The 14,451-nt window shown below is 67.3% G+C and carries 13 protein-coding genes; 2 read left to right on the plus strand and 11 right to left on the minus strand.

Annotated elements, in window-relative coordinates; translation table 11 throughout:
- Nucleotides 1-19: 19 nt before the first annotated feature.
- Genes QXH22_RS06825 through QXH22_RS06850 form a run of 6 tightly spaced genes read right to left on the minus strand, consistent with a single transcriptional unit; the run spans nucleotide 20 to nucleotide 6,445 of the window.
- Nucleotides 20-1,102 carry an AraC family transcriptional regulator gene (locus QXH22_RS06825; RefSeq protein WP_306241953.1) on the minus strand — a complete coding sequence of 361 codons (1,083 nt, stop codon included), beginning with the start codon at nucleotides 1,100-1,102 and terminating at the stop codon, nucleotides 20-22.
- A gap of 37 nt (nucleotides 1,103-1,139) precedes the next feature.
- On the minus strand, nucleotides 1,140-2,432 hold the full coding sequence (locus tag QXH22_RS06830; RefSeq protein WP_306241954.1) for a fatty acid desaturase: 1,293 nt from the start codon (nucleotides 2,430-2,432) through the stop codon (nucleotides 1,140-1,142).
- Between the two features lie 56 nt (nucleotides 2,433-2,488).
- Nucleotides 2,489-3,622 carry a ferredoxin reductase gene (locus tag QXH22_RS06835; protein ID WP_306241955.1) on the minus strand — a complete coding sequence of 378 codons (1,134 nt, stop codon included), beginning with the start codon at nucleotides 3,620-3,622 and terminating at the stop codon, nucleotides 2,489-2,491.
- A 42-nt stretch (nucleotides 3,623-3,664) separates the two neighbouring features.
- Nucleotides 3,665-4,171 (minus strand): hypothetical protein, encoded by a 507-nt coding sequence (locus QXH22_RS06840; protein ID WP_306241956.1) that lies wholly within the window; start codon nucleotides 4,169-4,171, stop codon nucleotides 3,665-3,667.
- Nucleotides 4,168-5,004 (minus strand): polyphosphate kinase 2, encoded by an 837-nt coding sequence (gene ppk2, locus QXH22_RS06845; RefSeq protein WP_306241957.1) that lies wholly within the window; start codon nucleotides 5,002-5,004, stop codon nucleotides 4,168-4,170. Before ppk2 ends, QXH22_RS06840 begins: the two co-directional genes overlap by 4 nt.
- A gap of 31 nt (nucleotides 5,005-5,035) precedes the next feature.
- Nucleotides 5,036-6,445, minus strand: a complete 1,410-nt coding sequence (locus tag QXH22_RS06850; RefSeq protein WP_306241958.1) for a wax ester/triacylglycerol synthase family O-acyltransferase — start codon at nucleotides 6,443-6,445, stop codon at nucleotides 5,036-5,038.
- Nucleotides 6,446-6,617: 172 nt separating this feature from the next.
- Here QXH22_RS06850 and QXH22_RS06855 point away from each other — a divergent pair, with 172 nt between their 5' ends.
- A complete protein-coding gene (locus QXH22_RS06855; protein WP_306241959.1) occupies nucleotides 6,618-7,091 on the plus strand; it encodes an Rv3235 family protein in 474 nt (157 codons plus the stop codon).
- 3 nt (nucleotides 7,092-7,094) lie between these two features.
- On the opposite strand, the gene QXH22_RS06860 is transcribed toward QXH22_RS06855, so the two are convergent.
- The 3 genes from QXH22_RS06860 to mddA are packed head-to-tail and all read right to left on the minus strand — an operon-like array spanning nucleotide 7,095 to nucleotide 9,481.
- Complete coding sequence (locus tag QXH22_RS06860; RefSeq protein ID WP_306241960.1) at nucleotides 7,095-8,243, minus strand: cation:proton antiporter; 1,149 nt, start codon at nucleotides 8,241-8,243, stop codon at nucleotides 7,095-7,097.
- A 4-nt stretch (nucleotides 8,244-8,247) separates the two neighbouring features.
- Nucleotides 8,248-8,730: a cation:proton antiporter regulatory subunit gene (locus tag QXH22_RS06865; RefSeq protein WP_306241961.1), complete on the minus strand. Its 483-nt coding sequence runs from the start codon at nucleotides 8,728-8,730 to the stop codon at nucleotides 8,248-8,250.
- Nucleotides 8,663-9,481, minus strand: a complete 819-nt coding sequence (mddA, locus tag QXH22_RS06870; RefSeq protein ID WP_306241962.1) for a methanethiol S-methyltransferase — start codon at nucleotides 9,479-9,481, stop codon at nucleotides 8,663-8,665. Before mddA ends, QXH22_RS06865 begins: the two co-directional genes overlap by 68 nt.
- 77 nt (nucleotides 9,482-9,558) lie before the next feature.
- On the opposite strand from mddA, the gene QXH22_RS06875 reads away from it, so the two are divergent.
- Nucleotides 9,559-11,199 (plus strand): alkaline phosphatase D family protein, encoded by a 1,641-nt coding sequence (locus QXH22_RS06875; RefSeq protein ID WP_306275214.1) that lies wholly within the window; start codon nucleotides 9,559-9,561, stop codon nucleotides 11,197-11,199.
- Here QXH22_RS06875 and QXH22_RS06880 read toward each other — a convergent pair.
- Both QXH22_RS06880 and QXH22_RS06885 read right to left on the minus strand, forming a co-directional pair.
- Nucleotides 11,183-12,790 carry an ATP-binding cassette domain-containing protein gene (locus QXH22_RS06880; protein WP_306275215.1) on the minus strand — a complete coding sequence of 536 codons (1,608 nt, stop codon included), beginning with the start codon at nucleotides 12,788-12,790 and terminating at the stop codon, nucleotides 11,183-11,185. The genes QXH22_RS06875 and QXH22_RS06880 overlap by 17 nt on opposite strands.
- A gap of 50 nt (nucleotides 12,791-12,840) precedes the next feature.
- A complete protein-coding gene (locus tag QXH22_RS06885) occupies nucleotides 12,841-14,397 on the minus strand; it encodes an HD domain-containing phosphohydrolase (RefSeq protein WP_371934211.1) in 1,557 nt (518 codons plus the stop codon).
- Nucleotides 14,398-14,451: the final 54 nt, after the last annotated feature.

Here is a 14,451-nt window from a genome sequence, read left to right on the forward strand (position 1 = left end):
GGCGATCGGGGCCGCGGCGTCAGCCGATTGCGGTCGGCAAATCCATGATTCCGGCCAAACGTGGCGCGACCGACCGCTGATAGCGGGCCGGCGTGGTCCCCGTCCAGCGCTTGAACGCGGCGATGAAACTGGTCGCTTCGGCATAGCCCAGCCGCAGCGCCACGTCCTCCACCGACAGCGCGCCGGTGGCCAGCAGCTCCTCGGCCAGCCCCCGGTGGACCTCCTCGACCAGTTCCCGGAAGGTGGTGTTCTCCTCTGCCAGCCGCCGGCGCAGTGTCCGCTCGCTCATCGCCAGCTGCCGGGCGACGGCCGCGATCGTGTGGGGTTCGCCGTCGATCGACGCCAGCCGGTCGCGAACCCGCCGGGCGACGCCGGTGCGCTGCCGGCGGCGCTCCAGCAACGCCTGGCACTGCTGCTCGCACATCACTTTGCTGATCTCGCTGGCCTGCGGTAGCCGGTTGTCCAGCAGCCCCACCGGCCAGCGCGCCACCGTGGCGGGCGAGTCATAGCCCGGAGTCACGCCGAACGCCTCGCGGGCCGCGGCGACTCCGGAGGCGGGCGCGGGACCGGCGAAGTCGATCGAGGTGAAGGGAATGGGGCTGCCCAGCAACTCCGACATCACCCGGGCGATCGCTGCCAGGTCACGCCGCATCAGGAATTCGGCAACCGGACCGGTCAGGTCGGGCAGGTCGAGTCGCAGCGCGACTTCGGGCCCCTCCACGGTGACCGTCGGCAGGCAGAATCCGTAACTGAGGTCGTAGTAGCGGGCCGCGAACCGGACGGCATCGCCCAGCGTCGAGCTGGTCAGGCAGGCGAAACCGAAGATGCCGAACGAGCCCACGTAGTAACTACGGCCCACCCGCACGCCCAGATCGGCCGGCTCGCCGAGCAGCTTCACCAGGTTCGTCGCGACGGCGAGTTCCTGACGCCCCAGGATCATCCGCTCGTGGTCGTGCAGGTCGGCCTCCGACAGTCCGGAGTCGGCGAGCACCTCGGCCACCGAAAGCCCGTTCTGGCAACCGAATTCGGCCATCAAGGCGACGCTGGCCGTGGTTCGCGGAAAATCCCAGTGCGACACCTGGGACCCCACGAACACCTGCACTAGACCAGTATGGCCGCCCGGGCGAACCTGGCCGGCGCTATGCCGCCAGGTCGTCGTCGGAACCGGATGTGGGGGCCGCGGCCACCGACCGCCGGTTGCGCCGCCAGCCGCGCACGGTGGCGATCGCCGTCTTGAGCCCGCGGCGGCGTCCGGTCGTCGGGTCGGTGCCGGCGAAATCCGGCCCCAGGTCGGCGAACATACGCTCGCTGCGCGTCTCGGGCGCATTGTCGGCGCCGTCGCGCAGGTACTTGTCCGGCAGCGACAGCTTGGCCAGCGTGCGCCACGTCTTGCCGTATTGCACCAGGAATGAGCCTGTGGTGTAAGGCAAGTCGTACTTGTCGCAGACTTCGCGCACCCGCACCGAGATCTCGTGCAACCGGTTACTGGGCAGATCCGGGTAGAGGTGGTGCTCGATCTGATGGCACAGGTTGCCGCTCATGAACCGGAGCAACCAACCGCCCTCGAAGTTCGCGCTCCCCAGCATCTGCCGCAAGTACCACTGGCCCTGCGTCTCACCGACCATGTCGGTCTTGGTGAATTTCTCTGCGCCGTCCGGGAAGTGGCCGCAGAAGATCACGGCGTTGGCCCAGACGTTGCGGATCACATTGGCCAGCACGTTGGCCTTCAGTGTCGAGGAGTAGGTCGCGCCCGGCGACACCGAGGTGAGCGCCGGAAATGCGACATAGTCCTTGAACACCTGGCGGCCGGCCTTGAGGAGAAACTCGTCGATCCGCTCGCGAGCCTCGGCGTGATCCATCCGCTTCTTGACGATCTTGCCGATCTCGACGTGCTGCATGCCCACGCCCCATTCGAACAGCAGCAACAGCAGGCTGTTCCACACCAGATTGAAGATGTTGAAGCGTTTCCAGGGCTGGTCGCGGGTGACGCGCAGCAAGCCGTAACCCACGTCATCGTCGATGCCCAGGATGTTGGTGTACTTGTGGTGCACGAAATTGTGGGTGTACCGCCAGTGCTTGGACGACCCGCTCATGTCCCACTCCCAGGTGGAGGAGTGGATCTCGGGGTCGTTCATCCAGTCCCACTGGCCGTGCATGACGTTGTGGCCGATCTCCATGTTCTCGATGATCTTGGCCACGCCCAGGGTCGCCGCGCCGGCCCACCAGGCCGAGCGCCGGGAGCTGGCGGCCAGGATCACCCGGCCGGACAACTCCAGCGCGCGCTGGGCGGCGATGGTGCGGTGGATGTAGCGTGCGTCCCGCTCACCGCGCGAGTCTTCGATGTCGCGGCGTATCGCGTCCAATTCGGCGGCCAGATTTTCGATGTCGGCGTCCGTGAGGTGCGCGAATACGTCGACGTCCGTGATCGCCATGGTCTCCTCGTGGATCGGGGTCAACCTACGTACCCGTAGGTTACCTGTGGGTAACTCTAGATGTCGACCACGCAGTCGCCCGACGCGGCCGACACGCACGTCTGCACGCGGGTACCCGGGTCGTGCTCCTGGCCGGTGCGCAGGTCACGAACATGACCCTCCACCAGGTCGACGACGCAGGACTGACAAATACCCATCCGGCAACCGAACGGCATCTGCACACCGGCCCCTTCGCCGGCGTCCATCACCGACGTCGCCGCATCGGCGGCCACGCTCTTGCCACTGCGGGCGAACGTCACCGTTCCGCCCGCTCCCGCCGGCGCCGCTTTGGCCACCGCGAAGCGTTCGAGGTGCAAGCGGTCGGCGATGCCCGCAGCGCCCCACACCTTGGTGGCCTGGTCGAGCATGCCCTCCGGCCCGCAGGCCCACGTCTGGCGCTCGCGCCAGTCGGGCACCTCGTGGTCGAGCCGGGACAGATCGAGGCGACCCTGAGCCCGGGTCTCGCGTATTGACAGGCGATAACCGGGGTGGCTGTCGGCCAGTGCGGCGAGTTCGGCGGCGAACATGACGTCGGCTTCGGTGGGCGCCGAATGCAGGTGCGCGATATCGCCGATCTGGTTGCGCCGCAACAAAGTTCGCAGCATCGACATCACCGGGGTGATCCCGGAACCGGCGGTGAGGAACAGGATCGCCGGCGGCGCCGGGTCCGGCAGCACGAAATTCCCCTGGGGTGCGGCCAGTCGGACGATGGTGCCCGGTTCAACACCGGCCACCAGGTGGGTGGACAGGAAGCCTTCGGGCATCGCCTTGACGGTGATGGTGATGGTCCCGGCGCTCACCGGGCTCGACGTGAGCGAGTAGGACCGCCAGCGCCAGCGTCCGTCGATGAACAGGCCGATGCCGATGTACTGGCCGGGCTGGTAGTCGAAGCTGAATCCCCAGCCGGGTTTGATGACCAGCGTCGCCGAGTCCTCGGTCTCGCGTCGTACCTCCACGACGCGGCCCCGTAACTCACGGGCCGACCACAGCGGGTTGGCCAGGCGCAGGTAGTCGTCGGGCAGCAGCGGGGTGGTAATTCGCGCAGCGAGCTTGCGTATCACATGCCAACCGGGATGGCGATCGGCACCGGCGACGCTTGGCCGCCTGGTGTTGACGACGTTGGCGGACAGTACCGCGTTCTTGATGCCCATAACGAAAGCTACGGTACCGTAACTTACGGTGCCGTAGCTAGTTCAGAGCAGCTCCAGCAGGAAGGGCAGCTCCTGGGTGGCGTACCAGGCCAGGTCATGATCCTGGGCATCGCCGACGATCAGGTCGGCGTCTTCGTCACCGAGGTCCGCCTCATCGATCACCTCGATCGCCGCCAGCACGGCCTGTTCGGCGCCGGCGTTGTCCACGTATGCGGCGATCACCCGGTCTATGGGCACCGAGCCGGACAACCTGACGACGGCGTCGTCGAGGTCCGGACGGAAAGCGAGCCCGTCCGGGTCGACGTCGGCCGCCACCACCGCGCGTCGCGCAGGCAGCCCGCCACCGGGCTCCACCGCGAGCAATCGCAGGGAGGCCAGGGCCGCCTCGCGTAATGCCACCTCGGCGAGCTCGTCGTCATCGCCCTCTGCGTAGGACTCCCGCAGTGTCGGTGTCACCGCGAAAGCGGTGCCGCCGACCGGGCGCAGGGATCCGTCGGCGACGAGTTGCTGCAGCATCGCCAGCGTGGCGGGGATGTAGACCTGGGTCATGAGCCGCGCATCAATTGGGCGACGTGGTCGTCGACGTACTTGGACAATTCCCGCGCCGGCCGCTTGTAGTTTCCGCTGACCACCGGGTGCGCCGGCAGCTTGACGACCGGTTTTTCCACATCGCGGTACTCGATGGTGGACAGCAGATGAGACATCATGTTCAGCCGCGCGTGCTTCTTGATGTCGGATTCCACGACATACCACGGGCTGACCGGGGTGTCGGTGTGCACCATCATCTCGTCTTTGGCCCGCGAATAATCTTCCCAGCGGTACACCGACTCCATATCCGTAGGACTCAATTTCCATTGCCGCACAGGGTCATTGAGCCTTGCCTTGAAACGTCGCAACTGCTCGCCCTCGGAGACCGAGAACCAGTATTTGCGCAGCAGTATGCCGTCGTCGATGAGCATCTGCTCGAAAATCGGTGTCTGGCGCAGGAACAACGCGTGCTCGTGGGGCGTGCAGAATCCCATGACCTTCTCGATTCCGGCGCGGTTGTACCACGAGCGGTCGAAGAGCACGATCTCGCCTTTGGCAGGCAGATGGGTGATGTAGCGCTGGTAATACCACTGCCCGCGTTCCCGGTCGGTCGGCACCGGCAGCGCGGCGATGTGAGCGACCCGGGGGCTGAGGTATTCGGTGATCCGCTTGATGGCACCGCCCTTGCCCGCGGCGTCGCGGCCTTCGAAGATCACCACCAGCCGCGCTCCGGTGTGCCGCACCCACTCCTGCAGCTTCACGAATTCCGTTTGCAGCCGGAATAATTCGGCCTCATACAGGTCATTCGGAATCTTCGGCGCGGCCGCGGATTTCTTCTTCTTCGGAGTGCTCACATCAATGGATGGTATCGGTACCGGGGCAGAACTACCGGGAAGCTTCCAGCAGCTCGTCCAGCGCCTGGGTCAGCAGGCCCGGCAACAGGTCGACGTCGCTCATCGCGTCGCGGTCGGCGTTGATCCCGAAATACAGCATGCCGTTGTAGGACGTCACGCTGATGGCCAGTGCCTGGTTGTGCAGCAACGGCGGCACGGCATCGGTTTCCAGCAATTTGGTGCCGGCGATGTACATCTGCGATTGCGCTCCCGGCGCGTTGGTGATCAGCAGGTTGTAGGAGCGGGCGGCGAAACTGGTCGCCACCCGGATGCCCATCGCATGCAGGGTCGGCGGGGCGAAACCCGACAACGTCACGATCGTCCGGGCGTCGACCCGGCTGGATGCCGCCGGATTGGACTCGGTGGCATGGGCGATCTGTGACAGCCGCACCACCGCGTTGCCCTCCCCCACCGGCAGGTCGACGAGAAACGGTGTCACCTCGCTCATCGCCTGACCGGGACCGGTCGAGTCGAGCTGTTCGTCGGCGTACACCGACAGCGGCGCGAGCGCGCGCACCGTCGCGGTCGACGAGACGGCCTCGCCGCGCGACATCAGCCAGTTGCCCAGCGCCCCGGTCACGACAGCGAGCACCACGTCGTTGATGTCACAGTCGTAGCGCGCGCGCACCGCCCGATAGTCTTCGAGCTTTCCGCGGGCGACGGTGAACCGTCGGTTGCGCGACACGGGCGCGTTGAGCGGGCTGCTGGGCGCGGTGCCGCGCGCCACCGTGCGCGCGATGTCGACCACCCGGCGTCCGGCCTCGACGATCTGAGTGGAGCTGGTCACCAAGCCGGCGAGGGAGGATCCAACGGCCCGCATCTGCGCGCCCGGACCCGCGATCCAGTCGCCGATGGCGCCGACCATCAACCGGGCGCTGCCGGGGTCGCGTTCGGGAACCCAGATGTCCTCTGGGAACGCCGGGGACCGGCGCGTCCGGTCGGCGATCACATGGTTGATCTCCAGCGCGCCCATGCCGTTGATCAGCGCCTGGTGCGACTTTGTGTAGATCGCGATGCGGTTCTTTGCCAGACCTTCGACGAGGTACATCTCCCACAGCGGCCGGGACTTGTCCAGGGGCCGCGCGGCCAGCCGCGCGATCAGTTCGTGCAGTTGCTCGTCGCTGCCCGGGGACGGCAGCGCCGAGCGCCGGATGTGATAGGTGATGTCGAAGTCGCGGTCGTCGATCCACACCGGCCGGGCCATCCCGAACTTGACCTCGCGCACCTTCTGCCGATACCGCGGAATCTGCGGTAACCGCTGCTCAACGGTGGCCAGCAGCGTCTCGTAACTCAACCCGGCCCGCGGGCGGCGCAGAATCGACAGCGAACCGACATACATCGGGGTGGCGGTGTTTTCCAGCCGGTAGAAGGACGCGTCCGCAGTGGACAAACGAGTCACCATCGCGGCTCGGTCCTCCTCGTCAAGTCGCCCTCTTTCGTTTCAGGGACATGTTGTCGCCCACGGTAACCGCATCCGCGGTTCTGCGAAGGTCGGGGTTCGCGCCGGCAGCGGTTGTGGATGGACGCCGGTGGGTGAATACCGCAGACCGGCGATCGTCTGCCACCCTCCACGGGTGCCCGTTTCCGACACCGCCGTAACGCCGGTGATCGACTACGAACCGCCGACACACCTGCCCGGCCCTGACGCGCCGCGTTGTCTGCCGACGGCGGCGGCGCCGGCCGCTCGCGCGCGCCCTCACCCCGCGCCGAAGACGCCGTTGTCTCCGCGGATGCGTCAGGCCGCCACCTTCGCCGACGCCGCCCTGCGCCGCGTGCTGGAGGTGATCGACCGCCGCCGCCCGGCCGCGCAACTCGGTGCGGTGCTGGCGCCGTACCTGGTCGATGCGGTGGTTGCGGTCAGCCGCGCGGCAGCCGGCACGACGGGGGCCGCGGTGCTACGGCGAATGCGGGTTCAGCCTGCCCTCGGCGATGACGCGGCCGAGGTGTTCGGCTCGTACAGCCGCGGCGAGCGGGTCCACGCCATCGCCTGCCGGGTGGAACGGCTGCCCCCGGGCCGATGGCTGGTGGTGGCGCTGCACATCGGCTGATCACTACCTGGTTTTCGCCGGCAACCGGCCACCGGTGTACCGGGACAACACCGGGCCAGCGATCGCCATGATGAACACATAGGCGGTCGCCAGCGCCGCCACCGCCGGGATCGATGTGCCGACGAGCCCGATGATGATCAGGGAGAATTCGCCCCTGGCGATCAGCGCCGTGCCGGCCCGCAACTGTCCGCGGCGCGCCACTCCGTCACGCCGCGCGGCGAACATCCCGGTGAGCACCTTGGTAGCCGAGGTGACGACCGCCAGTGCGATGGCTACCGCCAGCATGGGCAGCAGCTCTTTGGGATCCACCGACAGCCCGATCGCCAGAAAGAATATGGCGCCGAACAGATCTCGCAGCGGACCCAAGACTTTGCGGGCACGTTCAGCAGTGTCGCCGGTCAGTGTGAGACCCACCAGGAACGCGCCGACCGCGGCGGATGCGCGCAGGGTTTCGGCCAGCGCAGCCACTATCAACGTGATGCCCAGTACGCGTAGCAACATCTGCTCGGAATCAGGATGTGTCACCAGGCGGCCGACGTGATGGCCCCAGCGGTAGGACGCCGCGAACGCCGCAAGCAGCGCACCGATCGCCGCCAGCATGCCACCGACAGCGTCGACCCAGTTGCCCCGCGCCGCCAGCACGGCAACCAGCGGCAGGTAGCCCGCCATCGCGAAGTCCTCGAGTACGAGTACGGCCAGCACTGCGGGTGTCTCGCGATTGCCCAAGCGTCCCAGGTCTTCCAACAACCGCGCGATGACGCCCGAAGACGAGATGTAGGTGACACCCGCCAGCGCCAGTATGGCGACCCCGTTCATCCCCAGCAACCAGCCTGCCACCGCACCTGGAATCGCGTTGAGGACGATGTCGACGCCGGCTGACGGAAGATGGTGTCGCAGACTGGACGCGAATTCCGTCGCGGAGAACTCCAATCCCAGCGTCAGCAGCAGCAGCACGACCCCGATGGGGGCCGCTGTGATGACGAAGTCGTCGGCAGCGGCCACGGGAAGTAGGCCGCCCTTGCCGAGCGCCAGTCCCGCGATCAGATAAACCGGTATCGGGGACAGCGCGAACCGTCGGGCGCCGGCCCCCAGCAGCGCAAGCATGGTCAGGAGTGCGCCGAGCTGAAACAGCAGCGCACTGGAAACTTCCACTGGTTCAGCCCTTGCCGATGATCTGCTCGACCGCGGCGATCCCCTCCTGGGTGCCGATCACGATCAACACGTCCCGTGCCCGCAGGGTTTGCGCCGGACCGGGCGACGCCAGCACCTCGTCGTCGCGCACGATGGCGACGATCGACGCGCCGCTGCGGGTTCGGGCACGGGTGTCGCCGAGGGGACGGTCGACGAAGGGACTGTCAACCGTGACATGGACTTGGCCCGCTTCCAGTCCGGGTACTTCCCGGGTAAGTTCGGCAAACCGCTCGGCAATCCTTGGCGCACCGAAAATCTGGGCGACGGCTTCGGCTTCGTCCTCGGCCAGGCGGAAGACCGGACGGGCCTCGTCCGGGTCCTCCGCCCCGTACACCACTACGTCGAAGTCACCGTTGCGCCGTGCGACGATGCCGATCCGCTCACCCTGGTGGCTGGTGAATTCGTACCGCAGACCGACACCTGGCAGCAGCACCTCCTTGACGTCCATGGTGTCCATCCTTGACGAATCTCCGGCCAGAAGGAACAGGGATCAGCATCGGTACCCGGCGCTGGTAGTCGCGGTACCGCTCACCCAGGTGTGCGGTCAGGTCGTGCTCTTCCAGCTGCAGGGCCACCAGGATGTAGGCCGTGATGCCGACCGAGAACAGCAGGTGCCCGGCCGTCATCGTGGGGGCCGCCCAGAATGCCACCAGGAAGCCCAGCATCAGCGGGTGGCGTACCACCCGGTAGAGCAGGTGGGTGCGAAAACCCAACTCGCGGTAAGGCTTTCCCTGCCATGCCAGGTACACCTGTCGCAGCCCGAACAGGTCGAAATGGTTGATCATGAAGGTCGAGGACAACACGATCGCCCACCCGAGCCAGAACAGCGCCCAGATCGCCCAGCGCCCCGCAGGCTGACGGACCTCCCACAGTTGGCCAGGCATGGCGCGCCACTGCCAGTAGAGCAGCAGCAGCACCGCACTGGCCAGCAGCACATAGGTGCTGCGCTCGATCGCCGCCGGCACCCATCGGGTCCACCAGCGTTTGAAGGCGGGCCGGGCCATCACGCTGTGCTGCACGCCGAACAGGCCCAGTAGCGCCAGGTTGATCGGCACGGCCTGCCACAGCGGGGCGGTGATGCCATTGTTCACCGTGCGCGGCACCAGGATTGCGCCGGCGAAGCCGACGGCATAGCCGAAGGCGACCAGGAAGATCAGGTAACTCAGGGCGCCGTAACCGATTGTCAGAGTGCGTTTCATGAGCTGATTGTTCGCCGGAGAGACGAATCGGGTCATGGGGCGGATGCCTCAAACATCGGTGCCCGTAGGGTGGTTTGATGGCGCTCTTGCTCGGGCCCGCGTTGCGGCACGTATCCGACACGACGGCATTGGTGTGGGTCCAAACCGACAGTGCGGCAACGGTGGACGTACTGGGGGCATCCGCGCGGACGTTCGCCGTTCAGGGTCATCACTACGCTCTGGTGACGGTCACCGGGCTGACTCCGGACACGGTCACCGAATACGAGGTCAGGTGCGACGGCGAAGTCGTCTGGCCGCTGCCGGACTCACCCTTCCCGCCGAGCGTCATCCGCACCCGGGGGCCGAAATCCACCGGCCGGTTGCAGGCCATCTTCGGATCGTGCCGTTATCCCAAGACCGACGACGCCAGCGTCGAGTCGAAACTCGGACTCGACGCGCTGGACGTCTACGCCGCGCGGATGGCCACCCAGCCGATCGACGACTGGCCAGAGGCACTGATCCTGCTCGGCGACCAGCTGTACGCCGACGAACTGACTCCCGAAGCCAGACGGCGCCTGGCCGGCCGCCGCACCCGGACCACGCGCGCCAAGCGACCGCCGGACGAGGTGGTGAGTTTCGCCGAATATGAACGGCTGTACCGGCATTCGTGGAGCGATCCGGAGATCAGATGGCTGATGTCCACGGTTCCCACCGCGATGATCTTCGACGACCACGACATCAGGGACGACTGGAACACGTCGGCGCCGTGGCGTGCCGAGATGAACGAGAAGCCGTGGTGGCGCGACCGGATCCGGGCGGGCCTGGCCTCCTACTGGGTATACCAACACCTGGGCAATCTGAGCCCGCAGGAGTTGGCCGCCGACGAGGACTATCGGCGGCTGATCACGACCGACGGCGACACCTGGCCGCAGCTGACCGAGCTGGCCGACCGCGCCGATGCGGAGGTGGATGGCACCAAGGGCGTCCGGTTCAGCTACCGCTGGGACCTGGGACGCAGCCGGCTCATCATGATCGACTCCCGCAACGGCCGGATCCTGGACTCCGGTCGGCGCATGATGGTCGGGGACCACGAGTTCGCCTGGGTGGAAGCACAGGTAGCCGACCGCCTCGACGAATTGGACCATCTGATGCTGGCTTCGTCGGTGCCGTGGCTCATGCCGCCCGCGCTCGGGGACCTGGAAGCGGCCAACGAGCGTAACGCCGACCGGCCGGGGCTGCGTGGCAGGATCGCCGAAAAGACCCGCCAGGCTTTGGATCTCGAGCATTGGCCAGCGTTCCATAAGTCGTTCGAGCGGCTCGCGGAGCTGATTCACTCGGTGGCCGGCCGCCCCGACGGGCCCGCCACCGTCAACGTGTTGTCCGGCGACGTGCACCACAGTTACGCCGCGCGCGTCGCGTGGACCGGTGCGCCCGATGCGCCGGCCGCGGTGCACCAGCTGGTGTGCTCGCCGGTGAACAACTACGTGCCGCTGTTCGTCAAGCCGGTGTTCACGCTCGCGTGGACGTGTCCCGCCGCGCAGCTGGCCCGATGGTGGGCACGTCTGCACCGCGTCCCGTCGATGCCGTTGTCCTGGGCGAACACCTGCGGTCCGCTGTTCGGAAACACCATCGCCACCCTGCTGGTGGACGGCCGCAGTGCCGAGGTGCTGTTCGAACAGCCCCGCGGCACTGCTGCGCTAGAGGAGGTGGGCCGGGTTTCGCTCAGCCGGCCCACCTGACGGCCGAGCGCCGGTCCAGCACCCAGATGGTGGCCAGCGTCAGGACGACGGCGAATGCGCCGAGCGCGAGCAGACTCCCGCCGGTGCCGCCGTTGAACGTCGACCGGTAGGCGGACATGGCCGGCAGCGTGGCGGTGAGCCGGTCCAGATCGAGGTCGCGGCCCAGCGCTTCGAAGGCGTGCCGGTTGGCCAGGCCGAGGCTCATCAGCCGTCCCGGGAATGCCATTTTGTCCACCGGGACGATGGCACCACCGAACAGCACCTGCGGGAAGCACAGCATGGGCAGCGCGAGTGCGGCCTGCGCGGCGTTGTGCACCGCGGCGGAGGCGAGCAGGCCGAGGGCCAGCGCGGAGGTCGCTTCGATCAGCATCGTCACGAACAGCAGGATGTACACATGCCACCCGGCGGCGGGCAGCCGGCCGAGACCGCGCAGCACGATCAGCAGCACCGCACTCACCGCGGCCAGCACCGGGAGCAGCGCGGTGACTTTGGACGCCACGTAGGCGCCCACACTGAGCCCGGCGAGGCGCTCCCGCCGGAACACCGCGATCTCCCCCACGATCTGCAGCAGTCCGTAGGTCAGGCCGAAGAAGAAACCGTCGAACGCGATCCAGAAGACGATCTGGGCCGGGCCGACGTCGGCCGCGCCACCGGCGTCGAACGCACCGCGCCGGAACAGCGTCGCCATCATCGCCGTCACCAGTACCGGTGAGCCGAGCAGCACCGCCAGTGTCAGCCGGTTTCGGGCCAGCACCTCGACATTGCGGCGCGTCAGCAGCCACCACTGCTGAAAGATGCTCGGACGCTTTATGTCTGGAGTGGACGCGGGAACGGGGCCGGGCCGGACCGCGGTGCGCGGTGCCCACGTCATCACGGGACTGCCGTTGGCCAGTCTGTCGTAGACCTCGGCGAGGTCCTGCACCCCGAAATACCGCCGCGCATCCATCGGGCTGCCGCTGAATGCCAGACGGCCGTCGCGGGCCAGGAAGATCACCCGGTCGCACCGGTCGATGCTGGCCGGCTCGTGCGTGGTCAGCACGACCGTCACCCCCCGCTCCGTCAGGCCGCGCAGCAGCCGCAGCACGTCGGCCGCGGTCGAGGGGTCGAGCCCCGAGGTGGGTTCGTCGAGGAAGAAAAGAGTTGGGCGGGTGAGCAGTTCGACCGCGATGCTGGCGCGCTTGCGCTGACCGCCGGACAGCGAACGCACCGGCACCTCGGCCCGGTCGCTCAGGTCGAGATCATTCATGGTCTCCTCGACCGCACGATCGGCCTCGGCGGCCGAGGTGCCCGCCGGCAGTCGCAGCCGCGCCGCGTAGCGCAGCGTGCGGCGTAGCGGCATCTCGAGGTGGATGATGTCGTCCTGAGGTACATAGCCGATACCGGCACCTCTACCGGCCAGGTTGTGCACCACCTCACCTGCGGACGGCGGCTGAAGTCCCGCAAGGATTTTCAACAGGGTGGTCTTTCCCGCTCCGCTACCGCCGGCGATGGCTACCAGCTCGCCCGGTTCGATGGACAGCGACAGCGGCTGCAGGATTTGTCGTGTGCCGACCCGGCGGCTCACGTCGATGGCATCTACTCGTGTGGTCATAGTGGGAGATCATCGGCCGGTCGCGGGATCGGTTACATGGGGCGCTTGCCTCAAATCAGTCCACGGTCGATGGCCGCGAGACTGGCCTGCGTGCGGTTGTTGACGCCCAACTTCGCATAGATCCGCTCGACGTGATTGCGGGCGGTCTTCTCGGCGATGAACAACTGAGTGGCGATCTCCCGGTTCGACCGGCCCTGCGCGACGAGCCGCAGGACCTCCACTTCCCGGGCGGTGAGCCCCGCCGACCACGAGGCGCGCCGGGTGCTCCGGTGCCCGGCCGCGGCCAGGGCGGCTTCCACCGACTCGGCATCCAGGCGGCCCTCGCGCGCGTCCTGGCGCAGCTGAGCGGCGGCGGCGGCCGGATCCAGAGCGGCCCGGTTCGGGCGCGGCTCGAGCAATTGATGATAGGCCGCCACGGCGGCCAGCAGCCGGTCGTGCGGCGTCAGTTCGTTGCCGGAAAGCCCACGGGGAAAGCCGGATCCGTCGATACGCTCCTCGTGCTTGGTGGCGACGGACACCACCGACTCCAGACCCTGGATCCGGCTCAGTATCCGCCCCGTCAGGTAGGGGTACATCCGCACCCGCTCCCATTCGGCGGTGCTCAGCGGCCCCTTCTTCTCCCAGATCTGGTTGGAGACCCCCAGTCTGCCGAGACCCTGGACCAGGCCCGCACGGTACAAACGGGTGATATCGGCCGGGGGCATCCGGCAGTGCCGGGCCGCCGCGGCCGCGAGGTCGGCGACACCGCGGGAGTACCCCGGCGAGCAGGGACACTTCAAGTCGACGAAATCCGCCATCGCCCTGAGTAATTCGTTGATCTCCTCAGCACCGATGATGCGGTCGCGATCCGGCGCCTGCGCCAGAGCCGCGGTCCACACATCGATTTCGAGGAGCCCGTCCACGATCGCGGCGGCATCGGCGATGAAGACATCGGCCACGGCGGGGCTGAACTGTGTGCCACGCCGGGCCCGGGCGATCTCGAGCGCCTGATCCAGGCCGCCCGTGCGCAGGTGGACCTCGATGACATCGGACAGGTGGACTATGTGTATTTCGAGCGGAATCTCTTCTTCCCGAGCACCATTCGGCATCCCCCGGCCGTCCCAGCGCTCGAAGATGTACGCCAGCGCCGTTGCGACGTCACTGTCGAGTCCGATCCGGTCAGACAGCACCCCGGCCGAACTGCAGTGCGAACTGATGAGATTGGCCACTTGATTGCGCGCGGTGAGCAGGAAGGCCGCCGAACGCAGGCCGCGTTCCCACACCGGCAGCCCGCGCCCCACGTGACTGACCATGAGACGCAGGAACGGCAGGCCGGCCATGTCCACCCCGTAGGTGTCGGCACGGAAGGCGATGTCGTCACCGAACAGCGCCGAGAGCTCATGGGAATCGGCGTGACACCCGATCCAGCCCACCAGGTTGGCGTAGTACACCGTCGCGCGCTGCCGCGCGTCCAGGCCCATCCGGTCGGCAATGCGAGTCGCGATCAGGGTGGACCGCAGCATGTGTTCCATCGGCTGACCCAGACCGAGGTCGATCGCCAGCGAGATGGCCGCCAGCAACTCGGCCTTGCGCAGGCCTTTCGGCGGGTCGTGCAGCGTCGGGTGCACGACCTCATTCTGCACTTTCTGGGGCAGTTGCCCCATGCGACTGCCCGGTTCGCC

It is taken from the genome of Mycobacterium sp. TY814, from assembly GCF_030755175.1.
Classification (GTDB): Bacteria; Actinomycetota; Actinomycetes; order Mycobacteriales; family Mycobacteriaceae; genus Mycobacterium.